Genomic DNA, 19,405 nt, shown 5'->3' on the forward strand with positions numbered 1-19,405 from the left:
GGGGCCGGTCGCCGTCGTCTCTGGGGGCGGCCGGGGCCGGGCGTGGCCGGCTCAGCCGGCCACCGGGTGGATCAACCGGGCCCCGGGGCGCCGGCGGGCGGCCCCGGCGGTGTCGGACCGGGCACGGTCGGGCCGGGGGCGGCCGGCGCCGTGGGGTGCCGGCGTCGCAGCAGGAGTACGCCCACCGCGGCGAGCAGCAACAGGAGCAGGAGTACGCCGCCGACGATCAGCGGCCAGCCGATTCCGCCGTCGTCGTCACCGGCGGCGACCGACGAGGCGGACGGTCGGGGTGGCGCCTCGGCGACGGCGCGCAGCTCGGTCGGCTTGTCCTGGTTGGAGTTGACCTTCCAGCTGACCGACCGGCCGTTGACGGTGCCATTGCTGTCGATCACCCGGCCGGGAAATGTCACCGAGATCTCGAACGACATCAGCTTGAGGAATGCCTGCTGTTGCTGCGGATTCTGCTGCGCCACCTTTCCGCCGTATTTCGACGGGTCGAGCGGCAACGTGAAACGGTACAAGTCGCCATCCCGGACCAGTTTCACGCTCTCCGTGTCGAAGCCTGCCAGCGGCGCTTTTCGATAACTGATCTGGGAGCCGAAGAGTTTGTCGTCCTCGTAACGGGTCTCTTCCCCCGCGGGCAGTGCGGGAATGTTCTGCCGAAGCTCCGCGAAGGCCACCGGGACGTTCTTGTTGCGCGAGGTCAGCAGGGACTTCTCGGCGGTCAGCAGCAGTTGCCCGTCGACCGTGTCGTCGCTGTTGACGGTGAGCCCCATGTTGAGTTGCATGCAGCCGCTGAGCGCGGCGACCAGAAGGAGACACACCGCGACGCGGAGTGCCTTGCCGCGGTTGACTCTCCTGTTCATGGGCTCAGTGTGTGTGATCCATTTCACCGCGAGCAGTCAGCGATCAGTCACAAAGCAGTCGCCGATTGTACCGACGCACTGTCATATGTGACCGAGGTGAGTCGGGGTGCATTTGACTACTCTGGAGCTTTGGGGCCAAGAACAGTTTCCCGGTGGTGATCCCCCGTGTGGGGGTGGCCGGCCCGCGCCGGGGTGCGGCAGGCTGGATCGCACGTGTTCGACCACCCCCGAGGACCACGATGACGCCGGCTCAGCGCCACACCCCGAAGATCGAACTGCACGTCCACCTGGAGGGAACGGTCCGCCCGCCGCTGCTCGCGGCGCTGGCCCGCGCCCATCGCCTCCCGGTGCCGGCCGAGACACCCGGCCGTTTCGACGACCTGTACGACTTCATCGCCACCTGGAACGCGATGACGGCGGTGCTGCGGACACCGCGGGACTACCAGCGGGCGTTGCTGGCGTACGCCGCGGAAGCCGCCCACGACGGCGCCGTCCACCTGGAACCGATCGTGGACGCCGAGGAGCGGCTCGGGTTGTCCGGCTGGGCGAACGTGCTCGCCGCCCTGGTCGACGCGGCGGCCGAGGCCCGCGAGTCGTACGGGGTGTCGATCGGGTTGACCCCGCAGGTCTGCCGGGGTCACGACGTCGACTTCACCGAGGGCGCGGCCCGGGTCGCCACCCGGTTCGCCGGGCGGGGCGTGGTCGGTTTCGGGCTGTCCGGTGCCGAGGGGCGGCACCCGACCACGCCGTACACCCGGATGGTGGAGCTGGCCCGCGACGGCGGCCTGCCGTTCGTGCCGCACGCCGGCGAGGCGGCCGGGCCGGAGGCGGTCCGCGAGGTGCTGGCGATGGGTGCGGTCCGGATCCGGCACGGGGTGCGGGCCGTGCAGGATCCGGAGTTGGTCGCCGAGTTGGCCGGGCGGGACGTCGTGTTGGACGTGACGCCCACCTCCAACCTGCGCCTCGGCGTGGCCCGAGCAGACCTCCCGCACCCGCTGACCGTGCTGACCGACGCCGGGGTCGCCTGCTCGGTGTCCACCGACGACCCGGCCATCTTCGACATCACCCTGGCCGACGAGTACGCGTTCGCCGCCCGGCTCGGGGTGGACGCCGCGACCGCGTACGCCGCCGGCCTGCGCGGCATGCTCTCCGACGCCGCCGACCGCGCGCGACTGGTGGCGGTGGGGGAGCGGGCGTACCGGGGCGGCAGACCCTAGGCTGAGCCGGTGATCGTCGTCGCGTGTGTGCTGCTCGTGGATCCCGACGGGCGGCTGCTGCTGCAACTACGCGACGCCGACGCGATGTACCACCCGGACGTGTGGGGGCTGCCCGGCGGCCACGCGGAGGTGGGGGAGACGCCGGAGCAGACCGCCGAACGGGAGCTGTGGGAGGAGACCGGCCTGCGTGCCGACGGGCCGCTGCGCCTGATCACCGTGCAGCCGCGACCCGAACTGGACCGGGAGATGCACTACTTCCTCGGCCGCACCCGGGCCCGACAGGAGGACGTGGTGCTCGGTGAGGGCGCGGCGATGGTCTTCGTGCCCCGCGACGAGGTGCTCAACGGTCGCCCCTGGACGCCGGGCACCCAGGAGGTGCTGACCCGGTTCCTCGCCGCGCCCGACCACACCGCGGCGTGCACCGCCCACCCGCCCACCGCGGTGTAGTGATCAGGTGATGAAAAGTAGGTCAGAAGAACTCCTGGGACCTACTTTTCATCACCTGATCACCGTTTGGCGGCGGGTGGGGACACGCGAGCGCCTCGGGGGGTCAGGCCCCGGCATCCCGGCGGCCGGCGGTCCGGCTTCAGGTTGAGGCGCGGGGCATCCCCCGGCGAGCAGGTCTGCCACGTGATGGGAGACGATCGCCCCGGGGTGCCGTGGGCTGGTGGCACGTGGGGAGGAGGGTGGCGGATGGTGCGGCTCGGTGGCCTGCGGACGGCCGGTGGGCGGCTGCGGCACGGTTGGCGGCCGGTGCTGGAGGCGACAGTCGCGGCGACCGTGGCGTGGCTGCTGGCCACCCGGCTGCTCGGGCACCCGCAGCCCTTCTTCGCACCCGCCGCCGCGCTGATCGTTCTCGGTCAGGCTCGTGGTCAACGGATCCGCCGGGCCGTCGAGGTCGTGCTCGGGGTCGCCGCCGGGGTGCTCGTCGCGGACCTGGTGGTGCAGGCACTCGGCCCGGGCAGCACCTGGACGGTCGGCACGGTCATCCTGCTCACGGTCCTGCTCGCGGTGGCCTTCGGCGCCACCGGTGTGACGCTGGTGCAGGCCGCGGTCTCCGCGCTCTACCTGGTGGTGGTCGCCCCGCCGGACGGGTCTCTGGTGCCGTTCCGCTTCGTCGACGCGCTGGTCGGCGGTGCGGTCGCGCTCGCGGTCAGCCTGCTTGTCGACGCCCGGCACCCCCTCGCACCACTGGTCGCCGAGGTGCGGCGGACCTTCGACGAACTCGCCGGGCTGCTTGTCGAGATCGCCGACGCGCTGGACCGGCGCGACGAGGCCGCCGCCGTCGCCGCGCTGACGCAGGCCCGGGGGATGGACGCCCGGGTGGACGGGCTGCGCGACGGGGTGCTGGCCGCCGGTGAGGCGCTGCGGCTCAACGTACGTCGACGTCGGCACATCGGCCGGCTGCGGTCGGTGGACGAGTCGATCCGACAGATCGACTACGCGGTCCGCAACGTCCGGGTGCTGGCCCGCGCCGGCGTGACGCTCAGCCGGCTGCACACCCCGGCGCCGCCCGACTTGGGCGCCGCGCTGCGATCGTTGGCCGAGGCCGTCCGTCAGGCCGGTGCCGCCCTCGCCGCCGACCTCGACGGCCAGGACGAGACCGCCGACCGGCACGGCACCCGCGCCGACGAGGCGGCGTTGGCCGCCGTGCACACCGCCGGGCAGCTCTTCGGCTCCACGCAGACCCTGCCCCTAGCCATGATCATCGGTCAGGTTCGGGCCACGGCCATCGACCTGCTGCGGGGCGTCAACCCGGAGGACGACGCCGCCGTCCTCGCCCGCGTCGACGAAGCCCTCGGCCTGCCCGCCGTCTGAGGGCGGCACGAGGACGTCCGGAGCGTGGGGTGCGGCGGTGAGCCATCCGGTGGCGCGGTCGCGAACCGGTGCGGGGATCTCGTGGCCGCCGGGAAACTCCTCGTAGGTGACGTCGTAGCCGAGGCCGCGCAGGTGGGGAACGAGACGGCGGCTGCACACGTCGATGGGCAGCACCCGGTCGTCGACACCGTGCGAGACGAACAGCCGGGGTCGGCCGTGGGTGCTCGGGGGCGCGGCGAAACCGGGGGAGAAGGCCACCACCGCCTCGACCAGGTCCCCGTTGGCCAGGCCCAGCGACAGCGCGTACGAGGCGCCGTCGGAGAAGCCACCGAAGGCCACCGCGCGTACCGGGTAGCTGTCGAAAACGGTCGTCAACAGCCCGTCGACACGCGTCACGTCCGCGCCGAAGCCACCGGCGACCAGGTCCCAGCTGGCCGCCGACGACTGTGGCGCCACCAGCAGCAGGTGGTGCGCGTCCGCGACGGGCAGCAGCAGGTCCAGGCCCTGCCGTGCCGACCCGCCCGCACCGTGCAGGAGCAGCACCAGCCGGTACGCGGACCCGTCGGTCGCCGGCCGCGGGGCGTACGCCGTCGCCAGCCGTTCCCCGTCGGGGCCGGCCATCGGCACCAGTCCGGTGGGCCCCGGTGCCACCGGCGGGTGGGGACGCGCGGTCAACCGCCCGAGCCGGGGATCCCGGCGCGGCTGCGCGGAGTCGGACACGGCCTGCGCTCCTCGCGGTCGGCGAAAGGTCCGACGCGGTTACCCGGCCCGCCAGGGGTTAACCGTCGAGGGCTCAGGTGCTGGACCGGGCCACCAGGGTGGACGGGAAGAGGGACACCCGGGTGGCCGGACGCCCGTCCAGCAGGGCGGTGGCCGCGGCGGCGGCGATCCGCCCCACCGGATGGCTCGCGGTGGTCAGCGCCGGTGCGGTCATCCCGGCCAGCGGAATGTCGTCGAAGCCGGCCACCGCGATGTCGCCCGGCACCTGCACACCGACGTCCCGCAGGCCGGCGATCACCCCGAGGGCGCTGTCATCGTTGATCGCGTAGATCGCGTCGACGTCCGGCCAGTGCCGCAGCGCCACGCCGGCCGCCGCCCGACCGCGCGCCGCCGTGAAGTCCCCGGGCAGCACCCGCTCCGGCAGACCGGCCTGGCGCATGAGTCGGCGGTACGTCTGCACGGGGCGCTGCGCGCAGGGCAGCCACCGAGGGCCGGTCAGCATGGCGATCCGGCGGCGGCCCGTGGCGTACAGGTGGCGCAGCACCGCCTCGGAGCCGGCGGTGTTGTCGACGTCGAACGACGGCACGGCCGCCGAGCCGTAGCCGATCGAGACCACCCGACCGCGCAGCGACGTCGGCACCGCCGCCAACAGGTCCTCGGTGGTGTTGACCAGGAGCACCCCGCAGACGGTGCGATCCTCGCCGAGTTGGTGCAGGCCACGGGTGTCGCCGAGCGGCAGCCACTGCAACGCCACCCCGACACCGGCGGGCGTGCACACCCGGGCGGCCGCCCCGACCACCTGATGCATGTACGGGTCGTCCAGCACCGCCGCGCTGGTGCCCAGGACTGTCACGACCAGTCGGAGGCCGCCACCGCGGACCAGCGCCCGGGCGGCCGGGTTCGGCACGTAGCCGAGCTGGTCGACGGCGGCCGCGACCTGTTCCCGGGCGGCCGGCGACGCGAACCCGCTGCCGGCGATCACCCGCGACGCGGTGGACCGCGACACCCCGGCGATCCGGGCGACGTCCTCCAGCGTGGCCGGTCGCTGTGCCGCTGTCGTCATCGTCGCCTCCCCGCGGCGGCCCGCCCGGTCGGACAAACGCCTGTTCACATCATGCCCCGGCCGGTCCACCGCCGGTAAGGGGCGGTACCCGGTTGTGGTGGTAGCGCTCTCAGGTGTGCGATCGTGCCAGAAGATCACCCCGAGGAAGAGGACCCGACCCCGTGAGCGCCCCCACCAGCAGACCCGTACCTCCGGACGCCGCACCGCCCGCGCGGGCGGTGCTGATCGCCCGCAACGGTGTCGCCGTCACCTTCACTCTCAACGGGCTGGCCGTCGGCAGCTGGTTCTCCCGGGTGCCGGCGGTCCGTGAGGCGTTGGACCTGTCCGCCGGCCGGCTCGGGCTGCTGCTGCTGGCGATGAGCGTCGGCGCGCTGCTCGCCATGCCCACCTCCGGTCTGCTCGCCCAGCGACTCGGCGCGGCCCGCACCGTGACCCTGGCCACCGTGGTGGTCGCGGTCGGCCTGACCGTGGCCGGGTTGGGTGCCACGCTGGCCGGGTCGTTCGTCGTCGTCGCCGTGGGTCTGGTCGCCCTCGGCTACGGCTCCGGCGCCTGCGACGTGGCGATGAACATCGAGGGCGCGGCGGTGGAACGACGACTCGGGCGCACGATCATGCCCCGTTTCCACGCCGGGTGGAGTCTCGGTTCGGTGGCCGGAGCCGGGCTCGGCGCCGCGGCGGCCCGCTTCGACGTGTCGGTCGGCGTCCACCTCGCCGCCGTCGCGGTGGTCGTGCTGACCGGCACCGCGCTCGCCGCCCGGACGTTCCTGCCCGCCGCCGGCGATCACACCGGCGACCCGGCCGACGCCACCCCGGCCGGCCGTCGCCGGGCGCAGCTCGCCGCCTGGCGGGAGCCGCGCACGCTGCTGATCGGGCTGTTCGTGCTGGTGGCGGCGTTCACCGAGGGCGCGGCCAACGACTGGCTCGCCGTCGCGTTCGTGGATGGACGGGACCTGAGCGAGGCGGCCGGCGCCGCGGTCTTCGGTGTCTTCGTCGTGGGCATGACCGCCGGGCGCACCGCTGGCACCGTCGCGTTGGACCGGTGGGGTCGGGTGCCGGTGCTCAGCGCCACCATCGGGCTCGCCGTGGTCGGTGCCGGTTTGGCCGTGCTGGCCGGTCCGGGGCCGCTGGCCATCGTCGGCGTCGCGCTGTGGGGCCTCGGTGCGTCGCTGGGCTTCCCGGTCGGGATGAGCGCGGCCGCCGACGAGGAGGCCCACGCGGCGGTGCGGGTGAGTGTGGTCGCGGTGATCGGCTACACCGCGTTCCTGGGTGGGCCGCCGCTGCTGGGGCTGCTCGGCGACCAGGTCGGCACGCTGCGCGCGCTGCTGGTGGTGCCGCTGCTGCTGCTGCCGACCCTGTTGCTGGTGCCGGTGCTGCGTGCCCCGCACACCGCCGAGCCGGCTCCGCCAGTACACAAAAACTAGCCCGGCACGCCGCCGGGCGGTATCGGGTGCGCGGCCGACTGCGCCGCGTACCCGCGCTGGCTAGGGTCGCCGAATGCCAATCGACGAGATCACCGCCGCCGCGGCGGGCACCTGGACCCTTGGCGACCGCACCGTGCGCCGGATGGGCTTCGGCTCCATGCGGATCACCGCCAACCCCGACCCGGACCCGGCTGTGGCCCTGCTGCGCCGCGCCGTGGAGTTGGGCGTCAACCACATCGACACTGCCGCGTTCTACGTCTCGCCCGGCGGAACCCTGCGGGTCGGCACCGGCCCGGCCCGCTACGCCACCGAGCTGATCCGCGCGGCGCTCGCCCCGTACCCGGAGGACTTGGTGATCGCCACCAAGGTCGGCTTCGGGTACGACCCGGAGGCCGGTTTCACCGAGGCGTTCACCCCGGCGCAGTTGCGCGCCCAGGTCGAGGAGAACCTGCGTCGGCTGGGCCGCGACCAGCTCGACGTGGTGAACCTGCGCCTCGGCCGGGGCCCCGGCGCGGTGCCGCTCGTCGACCGGTTCGGTGCCCTGGCCGAGTTGCGGGCCGCCGGGCTGATCCGGCACCTCGGGCTCTCCGGTGTCCGGCCCGAGCAACTGGACGAGGTGGCCGGCATCGCGCCGGTGGTCTGCGTGCAGAACAACTACGGGGTGGACGCCTATCGGGCGCAGGACGGGCTCGTCCAGCTCTGCGGTGCGCGGGGGATCGCCTTCGTGCCGTTCTTCGCGCTGGCCGGCACCGGTCGGGAGAGGGGCGCGAGCGCCGCGCAGAGCGAGGCCGTCGAGGCCGTCGCCCGCGCCCACGGCGTCACACCGCAGCAGGTACGCCTGGCCTGGACGCTGCACCAGGGCCCGCACGTGCTCGCCATCCCGGGCACCGCGAACCCGGACCACCTGGCGCAGAACGTGGCGGCCGGAGCCCTCCGACTGACCCCGGAGGACCTGGCCCAGCTTGGTTGAGCGCCCACCGTGCCGAGGTGCACGGCGGGCGTCCGACCTCCCGCCCGGTCAGGCCCGCACGACGTGCACGACGATCTCCTGGCCGTCGCCCACGGTGCCGGCGAAGCCCTCCGACAACGCGCTGACCACCGTCAGCGTGCGCGCGAGGGTCTCGTGCGCGATGAGCGACTGGTGCGTGGCGATCGCCGCGGCGACCTCGGTGGGCGCGGCGATCGCCACCGCGATCCGGTCGGCGACCTCGAAGTCGGCGTCGCGGCGGGCCTGCTGGACGAGGCGGACGACGTCGCGTGCGACGCCCTCGGCTGCCAGCTCGGGGGTGATCTCGGTGTCCAGCGCGATCGTCACCCCGCGCTGGGACTCCACGACCCAACCGGTGCGCGGCACCTCCGTGACCAGGAGGTCGTCCAGGCCCACCTCGACCTGGGCGCCGTCGACCGACAGCGGGAACATCCCGTTCGCCCGGGCACCGTCGACCAACTCGCGGGGGGCCACGGCGGCGATGGCCTTCGCGACGTGCTGGGTGCGGTTGCCGAACCGGCGGCCCAGGGTCCGGAAGTTCGGCTTGACCTGCACGTCGATGACCCCGCTCTGCGGGTCGAGCGGATCGAGGACCTTGACGTTCAACTCGTCGCCGATGTCGTCCAGCAACGCCTGCGGCAGCACGGTGCCGGCCGGCAGTCCCACCAGCGCCCGGCTCAACGGCTGCCGAATCCGCAGACTGCTCGTCTTCCGCGCCGACCGGCCCGCCTCGGCCAACGCCCGCGCCGTGGCCACCTGGGCCGACAACTCCGTGTCGATCAGGCTGGTGTCGGGGGTGGGCCAGGTCGCCAGGTGCACCGACTCCGGGGCCGAGGCGTTGCCGCGCCGGACGACCTGCTGCCACACCTCCTCGGTGACGAACGGAACGAACGGCGCGAGCAGCCGGGTGAGGACGTCGAGGCACTCGTACAGGGTGGCGAGCGCGTCGGGGTCGCCCTCCCAGAAACGCTGCCGCGACCGCCGGACGTACCAGTTCGACAGGTCGTCGATGACGTCGGCGAGCAGTCGGCCGGCGCGGGCCGTGTCGTAGTTGCGCATCCGGTCGTCCACGGCGGCGGCGAGGGCGTGGACCTCGCCGACGATCCACCGGTCCAGGACCGGTCGTTGGGCGACCGGCTGCGCCAGGTGCGGCGCCCACGTGGAGTTCGCCGCGTAGAGGGAGAAGAACGCCGCGGTGTTCCAGTAGGTCATCAACACCTTGCGGACGATCTCGTCGAGTGGACCGGGCCCGATCCGGCGCGGCGACCACGGCGAGCCGGAGCAGGCCATGAACCAGCGCACCGCGTCGGCGCCGTGCGTGTCCATCAACGGGATCGGCAGCAGGATGTTGCCCAGGTGTTTGCTCATCTTGCGGCCGTCCTCGGCCAGGATGTGCCCGAGGCAGACGACGTTCTCGTACGGGGACCTGTCGAAGACCAGGGTGCCCACCGCCATCAGTGTGTAGAACCACCCCCGGGTCTGGTCGATCGCCTCGCAGATGTACTGGGCCGGGTAGGTGCGCTCGAAGACCTCCCTGCTGCCCGGCACGTGGGGGTAGCCCAACGACGCGAACGGCATCGCCCCGGAGTCGTACCAGGCGTCGATGACCTCGGGTGCCCGGGTCGCGACCTGGCCGCAGTCCGGGCAGGCGAAGGTGATCTCGTCGACGTACGGGCGGTGTGGATCCAGCTCGGACAGGTCGGCGCCGGCCAGCTCGCCGAGCTCCCGGCGGGAGCCGACGGCTGTCACGTGGTCGTCCGGGCAGCGCCACAGCGGCAGCGGGGTGCCCCAGTACCGGGAGCGGGACACCGCCCAGTCGATGTTGTTCTTGAGCCAGTCGCCGTACCTGCCGTGTTTGATGTGCTCCGGGAACCAGGTCGTGTTCTCGTTCTCCCGGGTCAGCTCGTCGCGCACCTCGGTGGTCCGGATGTACCAGGACGGCTGCGCGTAGTACATCAGCGGGGTGTGGCACCGCCAGCAGTGCGGATAGGGGTGCTCGAACGGCTCGTGCCGGAACAACCGACCAGAGGTCCGGAGCCGGTCGATGAGCAACGCGTCGGCGTCCTTGAAGAACACCCCTCCGACCAGGTCGATGCCGTCGTTGAACCGCCCGTTGGGGGCGACCGGGTTCACCAGCGGCAACCCGTAGGCGCGGCAGACGGCGAGGTCGTCCGCGCCGAAGGCCGGTGCCTGGTGCACCAGCCCGGTGCCGTCCTCGGTCGTGACGTAGTCCGCGAGGACCACCCGGTGCGCGTCGGGGATGTCCACCAGGTCGAACGGCCGCTCGTACCGCAACCCCTCCAGGGCCGACCCCGGTACGGTCGCCAGGATCTCCGCGTCGTCGCCGAGGACCCGCCGGGTCAGTGGTTCGGCGACGACGAACGTGCCCCGCTCGGTGCGCGCGACGGCGTACGTCACCGTGGGATGGACGGCGACGGCGGTGTTGGACACCAGGGTCCACGGGGTGGTGGTCCAGATCAGCAGCTCGACACCGCTGTGGCCGGCGACCGCCCCGCGCACCGGGAAACGCACGTACACCGACGGGTCGGTGACCGTCTCGTACCCCTGGGCCACCTCGTGGTCGGACAGGGTCGTGCCGTCGCGGGTGCAGTACGGCGCGACCCGGAAATCCTCCACCAGGCGCCCGCTGTCGTGGATCTGCTTCAGGGACCACCAGACACTGTCCACGTACTCCGGTGACATCGTCTGGTACGGGTGCTCCAGGTCGATCCAGTAACCCATCCGCTCGCTGAGCTGGACGAACTCGTCCACGTGCCGGAGCACCGAGGCGCGGCACCGGGCGTTGAACTCGGCGACGCCCATCTTCTCGATGTCGGGTTTGCCGGCGAGCCCCAGCTCCTTCTCCACTGCGAGCTCGACCGGCAGGCCGTGACAGTCCCACCCGGCGCGGCGGGGCACCGAGAAGCCCCGCATCGTCCGGTACCGGGGAAAGAGGTCCTTGAAGACCCGTGCCTCGACGTGGTGGGTGCCGGGTGTGCCGTTGGCGGTCGGCGGCCCCTCGTAGAACACCCACGGCGGGCCGTCGGCGGTCTGCGCCAGACTCCTGTTGAACACGTCGTTGGCCTGCCACCACTCGATGACCGCGCGGTCCAACGCACCAAAGTCGATCCTGGTGGGCAGCGGCACGAATGGTGACTTCGACGGGTCGTCCGTCATCGACGCTCTCCCTACACTCCACATCCGCTGGCGTGGGCATCAACGCACTGCCCACGCGGGGACGAAGTGTCGGGCGTATGGCCAGGACTCCGCGGTACCACCCCGCTTGCGCCCCGATGGTGCGGGCGCCGCTCAATTCCCACGACGTGACGTGCCGCTACGTCCGGGTCTACTGGGGCGGTTGAGCTGCCCGTTCTTCCGGAGGCTCCCCGGTGATGGCCGGATCGGTGCCGATGTCGGCCAGCATAGCTGGCGGGGCACCGAGCGAGGGCGTCGAGGGCGTGACGTCAGCGCGTCCGGTGCGGCCGGAGCCCCAGGGCCGCACCCGGTGCGGCCGGAGCCCTAGGGCCGCACCCGGTGCGGCCGGAGCCCTAGGGGTGCAGCCAGACGCGCAGCGGGCCGGTGGTGGTGAAGCCGTTCTCCCGGGCGGGGGCCAGGTCCGCCGTGGTTTCGTAGCCGACAAGCGACGCGGCGGGCACGGTGGCGCACACCGCGCGCCAGATGTCCCCGGCGCGGTCGGTGCGGGCGAACAGGTTGGAGACACCGTACGGGCCGTCGCCGCTGAGCACCGCGCCGCCGGTGATCGCACCCCGGTCGTCGTGGCGAGCGAGCACCCGTACCCGTGGGTCGGCCAGCAGCGTGGGACGGAACACCTCCCCGCCGCCGTGGGCCGCCGCCCAGGCCGTCAGCCCGTCGGGGATGGTGACCGGGGTGAGCGGTTCGCCGGTCGCCGGAACCGCCGGCGACCGGTGAATCCACTGCGCGTCGAAGAGCACCCGGAACCCGTACCCGGACAGGTCGACGTCGGCGAAGCTGTCCTTCACCGACGCGCCGGGCCCGGCGTCGATCCGGGCCAGCAGGGTCACGGCGTCGACGCCCGGCCGCAGGGTGACCGCGTCCGGGTACCACTGTGGCGAGCGGCGGGGGACCGACCAGGCGTCGGCGTCGGTACGGCCGGTCAGCCCGTGGCTGCCGCAGACGATGTCGCACCACTCGGCGTTGTTGCGGACCGCGGCCGCCCGCGCGTCCTCCCGCACACCCAGCAGCCTAGGGCGCGCGGTCACGGGGCGTAGACCAGGTCCATCGTGTCGGTGTGCCCGGACCAGCGCAGGTCGAGATGCCAGCACCCGGCCTGCGGCATGTCGATGATCGACGGCCCCGGACCGCCGGCGACCTCCCGGGTCACCCTGGTGTCGGTGCCGTCCAACGTCGCGGTGATCACCAGAGTCGCCGGTGCGGTCGGGTTGGGCGAGGTCGTGGCGGCGCGGGCCACCCACAGGATCTTGTTGTTCGACCCGTCCTCGCGGACCTGGCGCAGCGGATGAGCGAACAGCGCCGCCACGATGTCACCCTTCGCGCCGAAGACGTGCGGAATCCGCGCGTCCCCGCTGAACCCGGCGTCCGCCCAGTCGGGCAGCGACGTCGTCTCGACCGGCGAGTGACAGCCCGTCGCGGCGCTCGGCGCGCTCGCGCTGCTCGTGGTGCTCGTCGCGGTGGCGCTCGGCGCGGCCGACCCGCCGCTGGCCGTGGTCGTGCACCCCGCCAGCAGAACCACAGATGCCGCCAGCAGCGCCCTACCCCATGAACCCATCTCGACCCCTCCGGTACGCGTCGACGACTCGTATCTTCAGGACACCTGTCGCGTCCGTCCGGTTCCTAACGCAGTGAGTGGGCGATCTCGATCGCCTCGGCCCGGGTGAGGGCACCCTCGATCCGGTAGCTCACGTCGGCGTCCTGCCAGATCAGGGTCGAGGCGGCCAGCCGGGCGCTCTCCTGGCGGACATTCCCCGCCCGGTCCACGTAGGACAGCACGTGCGGGCCGTCGACCCACACGGCGAAGTCGCCGTTGACCTGGACCCACTCCGCCCCCGGCGGGGTGACCTCCTTGTGGAAGGACAGGTTGAGGCGACCGTCGAACGCGTCCACGCGCAGCGCGCCGCCGTCGTAGAGCAACGTCGCCACCCGGCAGGTGCCCGCGGGGTCGGGGTCGGCGACCAGCACCCGCTCGGGCGGCCCCAGCTTCGCCGGCAAACGGATCGGGAACCGTACCGCCCGCTGTGCCTCGTCCAGGCCGGCGGCGCGCTGCCCCGGCAACGGTGCGGCGCCACCGCTGGGCAGCGTCGGTGCGGGCGAGGTGGCGATGCTGACGCCGGCGAAGCGCAGCAGCCCCGTCACGGCGTCGGCGACGGCGGCCCGGGTCGGCGGCAGCACCGCCACGAGCAGGAGGGCGGCGAGCGCCGCCGCGGCGAGCGGGCGCCACCGGCGCACGGGCCGGTGCAGCCGTACGCGGACGGGGGCGCGCACGTCGGGCGGCTCGGGCGTGTCCAGCCAGGCGGACAGGTCACGCAGTTCCCGTTCGAGGTCACCCATGCCGGACCTCCTCCCGGTCGAGCAGGCCGCGAAGCTTCGCCAGCGCCCGGGACGTGCGCGACTTCACCGTGCCCCGGGGCCAGCCCAGCGCCGCCACCGTCTCCTCCTCGCTGAGATCGAGGAAGAACCGGCAGACGATCACCTCGCGGTCCCGTACCGGCAGTTGACGCAGAGCCCGCACCAGCGCGGTGCGGCGCTCCCCGGCGAGGACCGCTCCCACCGCTCCGTCCTCGGTGATCTCCGACATCGGGTCAGCTGCCGCCGCCCGCAGGACGAGTCCGTCCCGCCGGCCCCGGGAGCGGTGCAGGTTGCGGGTCTCGTTGGCGACGATCGCGAGCAGCCACGACCGGAAGGACGACTCGCCCCGATAACGGGACAACTTGCGGTACGCCTTCACAAACGCCTCCTGGATGACGTCCTCGGAGTCCGAGCCCGCGCCGAGCAGCACCGCCGTCCGGTACGCGGACGCGGTGTGCCGGGCGACCAGGAGGTCGTACGCCTCCAGGTCACCGGAGCGAGCGCGGGTGACGAGAGCGTCGTCGTCCAGGGGAACCTCCGTTCGGATCACACTCATGACACCGCCCACCCGCCGCAGGTTCCAGCCCTCGTCAGATCAGCTGTCTCCCATCGGGCGTGCAGCGTATTGCCAGGAATCGGTGCTGCACTGGAGGGCGTCGAGGGAAAGGGGTTGGCATGAGCTGGTTCAGTCGCCGGTCGCGGGGTGCCGAGGCGACCCCGACGAAGCTGGATCGGGAGGCGACCCGGGACGATCTCGCCGCGCTGGAGGCGTTCGTCACGAGTCGGCACGGGGTGGAGTTCTACCTGGAGCCGGAGACCACCGCGACGGACACCACGGTGGTGGCGATCGCCCACGACGGCGAGTGGATCCGTCGCCGCACCGGCACACCACGCGCGGCCGGGTCCATCGCCCGCAAGCACGCCGTGCCCCTGTACGAGGCGGGCCGCACCGGCTACCCGGAACGAATGCGGGTGTGGAACCGGGCCCACCCGGAGCGCCACGCCCGCTGAACGCCGGCCCGGTGGAGTCTCCGGAGTCAGGATCGGCGCGGGCGGGCCGGCGCAGGTTCGTGGGAGGTGATCGCGCGGGCCTCCACCCGTCGGAATTCGGGCGATGTCACCGTTCGTAACGTCACGGCGAGCACCAGGGCGCAGAGAAGCGCTCCACCCCAGAAGACCGCTCTGACGCTTGCCAGTTCCGCAGTGAGGCCGGCGATCAGAGCCCCGAGCGGCATCGATCCCCAGCTGGTCAGGCGGCTGACCCCGCTGTAGCGCCCCATCATCTGGTCGGGCACGACGAGTGCGCGCAGCGAGCTGTAGGTGACGTTCCACGCACCGGAGCCTGCGCCGCCCAGGACTGTCGTCACGGCTACCAGCCGGGGGGACGAGGTGATCGCTGGTGCTGCCAGCAGCACGGCGAAGCTGGCCATCGACCCGGCGAGGACGACTCGCCGTCCCAGCGAGCGGGTGAGCGCGGGCGCGGCGGAGGCTCCCACGACGCCGCCCACGCCCAGCGCGCCGATCAGCAGGCCGTACTCCGCGCGGCTCAGGTTCATCGGTCCGGGTGCGATCGCGTAGACGACGATGACCGCCATCCAGGCCGCCCAGCATCCGCTCGCCACGCCGGCGACCAGCAGCAGGGTCCGCAGGATCTTCGCCTGCCACACGTACTGGATGCCCTCCCGGACGTCGGTGAGGAGACCCCGGGCTTTCGTCGCCGGTCCGGGGTGACCGTTGCTGCGGTAGTGGCCGGTCATGACTGCCAGTGCGAGCAGTGCGCCCGCGTAGCCGACGCCACCAGCGCCGAGCGCTACGGCCAGCCCGGCGGCGGCCAGCAGTCCACCCAGCGAGGGCCCGATGAACTCGTTGGCGGCGGTCTCGGTCGCGGTCAACTTCGCGAACGCGGATTCCATGCGGTTGCGGGGTACGACCATCGGCACGACCGCCATCCGGGTGGTGTCGGCGAACACCTCGGCGGTGCCCAGAAGCAGAGCGCCCGCGTACAGGCCGGCCAGCGGGAGGCTGCCCAGGACGATGGCACCGACGAGCACGGCGAGGACCAGGGCGCGTCCGGCGGCCATCGTCATGATCAGGCGCCGGCGGTCCACCCGGTCGGCGAGTGCGCCGGCGGGCAGTGAGAAGAGCAACCAGGGCAGGGTGTTGGCCAGGGTGGCGGCGGCGACCAGCGCAGGGGAGTCCGTCATTGACACGGCCAGCAGAGGCAGGGTCAGCTTGACGACGCCGTCAGCCAGGTTGGTGAACGCGGCACCGAGCCACAGCGCCGTGAAGTTCCGCGCGCTCACGGTCGTTGAGTCGCCGGGGTGGCTGTCGCTGTGCATGGCCGGGAGCTTGCGACACTATGCGGCGCCGCCCTACAGTTTCGGCTGGAGGCGAAACGTGGCGGTGTTCCTGGTCGACGCCGAAGTGATGGCGCAGGCGCGTTTCGGCACTTCGCAGCTCGCCGAGACGTTGGGGGCGCTGAATATCCTGCGCCGAGGTCAGCCGCTTCCGTGGCATCGGGTCTGGCGGGACCAGCATGTCGATGCGTTTCAGGGCTGTCTCGACGAGGACCCGGTGACCAGGGTCCTCTTGGCGCACGCGATATCGGCCTCCTGGATGGCTGACTTCCTGACGGTGCCGCCCGCCCGCCCGGACATGACGCTGGATGACGAACTCGTGGAGCTGGAGTCGCTGCCGGATGACCGAATCCGTGCCGATCTGGCCCACGTACGTTCCCCGCTGGCCCCGGAACTGCGGGTTTCGGGGTTAGCGAGCCGGATGGCCGCCCTGGTGCGCTGGGTCTGGCACCACACGATCGAGGCGGACTGGCCGCGCCGCCAGTCGGTGCTGCGGGCCGACGTGGTGTCCCGGATCTCTCGTCTGGGCAGGGACGGATGGTCCGGGGTCATCAACGACATGCGGCCCGGCATGCGCTGGCTGGGCAACGGCCGACTGCAGGTCGAGGAGCGGCCCTACCCACCGTCCGACGTCCGGGGCGGGACGCTGACGTTCTTCGCGGCCCACTGCCGGGGAGGCTGGATCTCCTGGAGGTTGCCCGACCGCTTCGGGATCGTCTATCCGGTGGCGGGAATCTTCGCCGAGGCGGCTCTCCGCACACCGGAATCTCTGCGCCGCCTGCTCGGGAACGCGCGGAGCATGATTCTGGTGCAGGCAGCTGAGCCGGTCAGCACCACGGCCGTGGTCGCCGCGACCCGGCTGCCGCTCGGTACCGTCGGTGGTCACCTGCGGGTGCTGACGGAGGCCGGTCTGCTCCAGAAGCGCCGGTCGGGCCGGGAGGTCCTCTACTGGTGGACGGATGCGGCGCGGGCGCTCGTGGCCGGAGCCTCATCGTTCTGACAGGGCATGGGTCAGGTGCCGTCGACGGCCGAGCGGGTCTGCTCACGTGTCATCGGCTCGGCGTGGCTGGAGACGTACCAGTCGTAGGTGTCGTCGAGCAGACGCCGGACCAGAGCCAGGTCAGGACCGTCCTCCGGGCGGCGCAGGTGTGCCGGCGGCGGGTAGAAGCAGTCGCCCAGCAGCATGACGCCCGAGTCCGGCACCAGCACCACCGTCGAGTCCGGTGCGTGGCCGCCGCCGACGTGACGTAGCTCGACCCCGACCGGCAGCTCGTCCACGTCGGCGAAGACCCGGGCGGGCGGCAGGACGGCGAAGTCCTCCCACGATTCCACCGCGAGCGCCCGAGCCCGGAAGCTCGGGCCGAGGCGTGGATCGGCGCGTACCTGCTCGCGCAGATAGTGGTGGCTCCACGGGCGGGCGGCCTCGGCGCGCAGCAGCGGTACGGCCGTCTCGTGCCCGACGATCTCGACTCCCGGCCAGGCGCAGGCGCCCCAGACGTGGTCCCAGTGGTGGTGGGTGTAGACGAGCCAGCGCGGCTGGGGTAGCCCGGCGGCCGTCAGCGCGGCCTGGATCTCCCGGGCGTGCGCGGGGCTCTGCCCGGCGTCGATCAGCACACTGCCGCGCTCGTCGGCGACGACTGCGACACCGGCCTGGACCGCCTCCGGGTCCGGGTCGCCCGGGCAGAGCCAGACCCGACCGGCGAGGTGGTGGAATCGCATGGCGACGATGGTGATCGACCCCCGAGATCTTTCGCGGACGCTGTTCCGGCGGTCACCGATCCTAGATAACCGGGCCGCTTGCCACCGCCACAAGCACCGAGGCAGGCTACGACCCCTCATGATCCGCGAGTCACAACCTAGCCGGGTGCCGCACGTTCGAGTGATCGTTGGACGAGCGTGAGGACGGGCGGTAGGAGCAGGTCGTTGCCACCGATCGTGGCGACGGAGTGCACGCTGTGGGGGGTGCCGTCGAAGTCGACGACCAGGGCGCCCGCCTCTCGGGCGACCACGACACCCGCGACGGTGTCCCAGGGCTTGTTGCTGAGCATGATGAACGCGTCGATCCTGCCGTGAGCCAACCAGGCGAGGTCGATTGCGGCAGACCCGTGCATGCGGATCCGTTGGACGTGCCGGGTGAGCTGCTCGGTGATGGCGAGTCGTTCGGCGTTCTTCCGGCTGGCCCCAGTGCCGACCGCGTAGTCGCCGATGGCGACGACGGCGTCCCTGAGGTCGGTGACCCGGCTGGCCTGAATGCGTCGATTGTTGGCGTAGGCACCGTGCCCCCTGGTGGCGTGGTAGCGGGTGCCGAGGAACGGCAGGTCGATGACGCCGAGGACGGCGTCTGTGTCGTGGATGAGGCCGAGGGAGATCCCGCACAGGGGTGAGCCGTGGACGAAGTTGACGGTGCCGTCGACGGGGTCGAGTGCCCAGGTCAGTGTGCTGGTGTCGCCGCTGCTCCCGTACTCCTCGCCGAGGAAAGCGATATCAGGCGCCTTGGCGGCCAGATGCTCGCGGACCGCCCTCTCGATGGCGTAGTCCACCTCGGAAGCCATGTCGCGCTCACCCTTGAAGGTCAGCGCACCGGGCTGGAGCGTCCGCATCAGGTCGTGCGCCAGGTCCACGGCCTCCTGCGCGAGGGGGAGGAGGCGGGCGTAGTCGGTCATAGCTGGCGGCTGCGCTCCCAGAGTGAGGTGAACATCTCGTCGAATATCGGGTAGAGGCCGGAGGTGCCCGCGCTGCGTTCGATGAACCATTGTCGGACAGTCGACGCCCCGCATCCGCGGTAGCACGCCCGTTTTCTCGGCTGGCTGTCACTGACTCGCCGGCCGCGCCGGCTCGCCGTCTCGTGGTCAGGCAACCCCGCGCGCCTATATTTTCCCAGGTCAATGTGATGAGCGCGGCCGGGCGACGCCGGGGCCGGCGTTGACCGGCGGCGCGGCGGTGTGGCAGCATTCGCGGCCTGACGGCAGTGAAGGAAGTCGGTGCGATTCCGACGCGGTCCCGCCACTGTCACCGGGGAGTGATCCCCCCTCGTGAGTCACGGCCGTGTGTCTGCGGCTGGAAGGCCGGGGGAGAGCGTCGATCCGGAAGCCAGGATACTTCGGCCGTCGGGACGTACCCCAGGGCGTGGACACCCGAGGAGGACCCGATGACGCACGGCGTCTCATTCATCGACGAGCATCGTCATGACCCGCATCGCGGGCGACACACCGCACCCGGAACCGGCCGCGCCCGCACGGCTGGCGCCGGTTGCCTCGACGCACGCCAGGCCGCTGGCTTCCGCTACCGCTGAGTTGAGCGCCCGCCGCTGACCGGCTCCGACGCCCGCGTCGACGAGTCCGGCAGCGCCGTCGTACCGGCTGACGCCGCACCCACCCGCTTCGTCCAGGT

General features: G+C 72.3%; 17 protein-coding genes, 1 pseudogene and 1 riboswitch. Of the genes and pseudogenes, 7 read left to right on the plus strand and 11 right to left on the minus strand.

The genetic code is table 11. The features are described from left to right. Positions 1 to 71 precede the first annotated feature (71 nt). A complete protein-coding gene (locus ACGFIQ_RS31990) occupies positions 72 to 866 on the minus strand; it encodes an LppM family (lipo)protein (RefSeq protein WP_393249339.1) in 795 nt (264 codons plus the stop codon). A gap of 239 nt (positions 867 to 1,105) precedes the next feature. Between ACGFIQ_RS31990 and ACGFIQ_RS31995 the strand changes: the two genes are divergently transcribed. The 3 genes from ACGFIQ_RS31995 to ACGFIQ_RS32005 all read left to right on the plus strand — a co-directional run bounded on the left by ACGFIQ_RS31995 (position 1,106) and on the right by ACGFIQ_RS32005 (position 3,901). Further along, the gene (locus tag ACGFIQ_RS31995) at positions 1,106 to 2,083 is read left to right on the plus strand and encodes an adenosine deaminase family protein (protein WP_393249341.1); all 978 of its coding nucleotides are present in this window, start codon (positions 1,106 to 1,108) and stop codon (positions 2,081 to 2,083) included. Between the two features lie 9 nt (positions 2,084 to 2,092). Further along, positions 2,093 to 2,530: an NUDIX domain-containing protein gene (locus tag ACGFIQ_RS32000; protein ID WP_393249343.1), complete on the plus strand. Its 438-nt coding sequence runs from the start codon at positions 2,093 to 2,095 to the stop codon at positions 2,528 to 2,530. A 246-nt stretch (positions 2,531 to 2,776) separates the two neighbouring features. Continuing rightward, positions 2,777 to 3,901: an aromatic acid exporter family protein gene (locus ACGFIQ_RS32005; RefSeq protein WP_393249345.1), complete on the plus strand. Its 1,125-nt coding sequence runs from the start codon at positions 2,777 to 2,779 to the stop codon at positions 3,899 to 3,901. A gap of 84 nt (positions 3,902 to 3,985) precedes the next feature. Here the strand turns inward: ACGFIQ_RS32005 and ACGFIQ_RS32010 are convergent. Together ACGFIQ_RS32010 and ACGFIQ_RS32015 are read right to left on the minus strand one after the other, a co-directional pair. Then, positions 3,986 to 4,522: pseudogene (locus ACGFIQ_RS32010) on the minus strand (alpha/beta hydrolase); the annotation flags it as partial. Positions 4,523 to 4,694: 172 nt separating this feature from the next. Beyond that, positions 4,695 to 5,684, minus strand: coding sequence for a LacI family DNA-binding transcriptional regulator (locus ACGFIQ_RS32015; RefSeq protein ID WP_393249347.1), 990 nt, complete (start codon positions 5,682 to 5,684; stop codon positions 4,695 to 4,697). A 161-nt stretch (positions 5,685 to 5,845) separates the two neighbouring features. On the opposite strand from ACGFIQ_RS32015, the gene ACGFIQ_RS32020 reads away from it, so the two are divergent. Continuing rightward, a complete protein-coding gene (locus ACGFIQ_RS32020) occupies positions 5,846 to 7,105 on the plus strand; it encodes an MFS transporter (protein WP_393249349.1) in 1,260 nt (419 codons plus the stop codon). Between the two features lie 73 nt (positions 7,106 to 7,178). Then, positions 7,179 to 8,075: an aldo/keto reductase gene (locus ACGFIQ_RS32025; RefSeq protein WP_393249351.1), complete on the plus strand. Its 897-nt coding sequence runs from the start codon at positions 7,179 to 7,181 to the stop codon at positions 8,073 to 8,075. A gap of 48 nt (positions 8,076 to 8,123) precedes the next feature. Here ACGFIQ_RS32025 and ileS read toward each other — a convergent pair whose 3' ends face one another. From ileS to ACGFIQ_RS32050, 5 genes are all read right to left on the minus strand, one after another. Then, complete coding sequence (gene ileS / locus ACGFIQ_RS32030; protein WP_393249353.1) at positions 8,124 to 11,270, minus strand: isoleucine--tRNA ligase; 3,147 nt, start codon at positions 11,268 to 11,270, stop codon at positions 8,124 to 8,126. A 371-nt stretch (positions 11,271 to 11,641) separates the two neighbouring features. Beyond that, positions 11,642 to 12,307, minus strand: coding sequence for a hypothetical protein (locus ACGFIQ_RS32035; RefSeq protein ID WP_393249355.1), 666 nt, complete (start codon positions 12,305 to 12,307; stop codon positions 11,642 to 11,644). A 23-nt stretch (positions 12,308 to 12,330) separates the two neighbouring features. Beyond that, positions 12,331 to 12,861 (minus strand): hypothetical protein, encoded by a 531-nt coding sequence (locus ACGFIQ_RS32040; protein ID WP_393249357.1) that lies wholly within the window; start codon positions 12,859 to 12,861, stop codon positions 12,331 to 12,333. Positions 12,862 to 12,926: 65 nt separating this feature from the next. After that, positions 12,927 to 13,640 carry a hypothetical protein gene (locus ACGFIQ_RS32045; RefSeq protein WP_393249359.1) on the minus strand — a complete coding sequence of 238 codons (714 nt, stop codon included), beginning with the start codon at positions 13,638 to 13,640 and terminating at the stop codon, positions 12,927 to 12,929. Further along, on the minus strand, positions 13,633 to 14,214 hold the full coding sequence (locus tag ACGFIQ_RS32050; RefSeq protein ID WP_393249361.1) for an RNA polymerase sigma factor: 582 nt from the start codon (positions 14,212 to 14,214) through the stop codon (positions 13,633 to 13,635). Before ACGFIQ_RS32050 ends, ACGFIQ_RS32045 begins: the two co-directional genes overlap by 8 nt. Positions 14,215 to 14,333: 119 nt before the next feature. On the opposite strand from ACGFIQ_RS32050, the gene ACGFIQ_RS32055 reads away from it, so the two are divergent. Continuing rightward, on the plus strand, positions 14,334 to 14,669 hold the full coding sequence (locus ACGFIQ_RS32055; RefSeq protein WP_393249363.1) for a hypothetical protein: 336 nt from the start codon (positions 14,334 to 14,336) through the stop codon (positions 14,667 to 14,669). A 26-nt stretch (positions 14,670 to 14,695) separates the two neighbouring features. On the opposite strand, the gene ACGFIQ_RS32060 is transcribed toward ACGFIQ_RS32055, so the two are convergent. Beyond that, complete coding sequence (locus ACGFIQ_RS32060) at positions 14,696 to 15,997, minus strand: MFS transporter (RefSeq protein ID WP_393249365.1); 1,302 nt, start codon at positions 15,995 to 15,997, stop codon at positions 14,696 to 14,698. Between the two features lie 58 nt (positions 15,998 to 16,055). Between ACGFIQ_RS32060 and ACGFIQ_RS32065 the strand changes: the two genes are divergently transcribed. Continuing rightward, positions 16,056 to 17,015: a transcriptional regulator gene (locus tag ACGFIQ_RS32065; protein ID WP_393249367.1), complete on the plus strand. Its 960-nt coding sequence runs from the start codon at positions 16,056 to 16,058 to the stop codon at positions 17,013 to 17,015. Positions 17,016 to 17,026: 11 nt separating this feature from the next. On the opposite strand, the gene ACGFIQ_RS32070 is transcribed toward ACGFIQ_RS32065, so the two are convergent. Both ACGFIQ_RS32070 and ACGFIQ_RS32075 read right to left on the minus strand, forming a co-directional pair. Then, entirely contained in the window at positions 17,027 to 17,734 is a 708-nt protein-coding gene (locus tag ACGFIQ_RS32070) for an MBL fold metallo-hydrolase (protein ID WP_393249369.1), read from the minus strand. Positions 17,735 to 17,871: 137 nt separating this feature from the next. After that, positions 17,872 to 18,678 (minus strand): inositol monophosphatase family protein, encoded by an 807-nt coding sequence (locus ACGFIQ_RS32075; RefSeq protein ID WP_393249371.1) that lies wholly within the window; start codon positions 18,676 to 18,678, stop codon positions 17,872 to 17,874. A 308-nt stretch (positions 18,679 to 18,986) separates the two neighbouring features. Then, positions 18,987 to 19,116: riboswitch (cobalamin riboswitch) on the plus strand. The last annotated feature ends 289 nt before the right edge of the window (positions 19,117 to 19,405 follow it).

Origin of the sequence: Micromonospora sp. NPDC048898, from assembly GCF_043198035.1 — a bacterium.
GTDB lineage: Bacteria > Actinomycetota > Actinomycetes > Mycobacteriales > Micromonosporaceae > Micromonospora.

What these genes read in the sequence shown, in the direction of transcription:
- ACGFIQ_RS31990 (WP_393249339.1), bottom strand. Translation starts at nt 866, where the DNA reads ATGAACAGGAGAGTCAACCGCGGCAAGGCACTCCGCGTCGCGGTGTGT.
- ACGFIQ_RS31995 (WP_393249341.1), top strand. Translation starts at nt 1,106, where the DNA reads ATGACGCCGGCTCAGCGCCACACCCCGAAGATCGAACTGCACGTCCAC.
- ACGFIQ_RS32005 (WP_393249345.1), top strand. Translation starts at nt 2,777, where the DNA reads ATGGTGCGGCTCGGTGGCCTGCGGACGGCCGGTGGGCGGCTGCGGCAC.
- ACGFIQ_RS32015 (WP_393249347.1), bottom strand. Translation starts at nt 5,684, where the DNA reads ATGACGACAGCGGCACAGCGACCGGCCACGCTGGAGGACGTCGCCCGG.
- ACGFIQ_RS32025 (WP_393249351.1), top strand. Translation starts at nt 7,179, where the DNA reads ATGCCAATCGACGAGATCACCGCCGCCGCGGCGGGCACCTGGACCCTT.
- ileS (WP_393249353.1), bottom strand. Translation starts at nt 11,270, where the DNA reads ATGACGGACGACCCGTCGAAGTCACCATTCGTGCCGCTGCCCACCAGG.
- ACGFIQ_RS32040 (WP_393249357.1), bottom strand. Translation starts at nt 12,861, where the DNA reads ATGGGTTCATGGGGTAGGGCGCTGCTGGCGGCATCTGTGGTTCTGCTG.
- ACGFIQ_RS32045 (WP_393249359.1), bottom strand. Translation starts at nt 13,640, where the DNA reads ATGGGTGACCTCGAACGGGAACTGCGTGACCTGTCCGCCTGGCTGGAC.
- ACGFIQ_RS32050 (WP_393249361.1), bottom strand. Translation starts at nt 14,214, where the DNA reads ATGAGTGTGATCCGAACGGAGGTTCCCCTGGACGACGACGCTCTCGTC.
- ACGFIQ_RS32055 (WP_393249363.1), top strand. Translation starts at nt 14,334, where the DNA reads ATGAGCTGGTTCAGTCGCCGGTCGCGGGGTGCCGAGGCGACCCCGACG.
- ACGFIQ_RS32060 (WP_393249365.1), bottom strand. Translation starts at nt 15,997, where the DNA reads ATGCACAGCGACAGCCACCCCGGCGACTCAACGACCGTGAGCGCGCGG.
- ACGFIQ_RS32070 (WP_393249369.1), bottom strand. Translation starts at nt 17,734, where the DNA reads ATGCGATTCCACCACCTCGCCGGTCGGGTCTGGCTCTGCCCGGGCGAC.
- ACGFIQ_RS32075 (WP_393249371.1), bottom strand. Translation starts at nt 18,678, where the DNA reads ATGACCGACTACGCCCGCCTCCTCCCCCTCGCGCAGGAGGCCGTGGAC.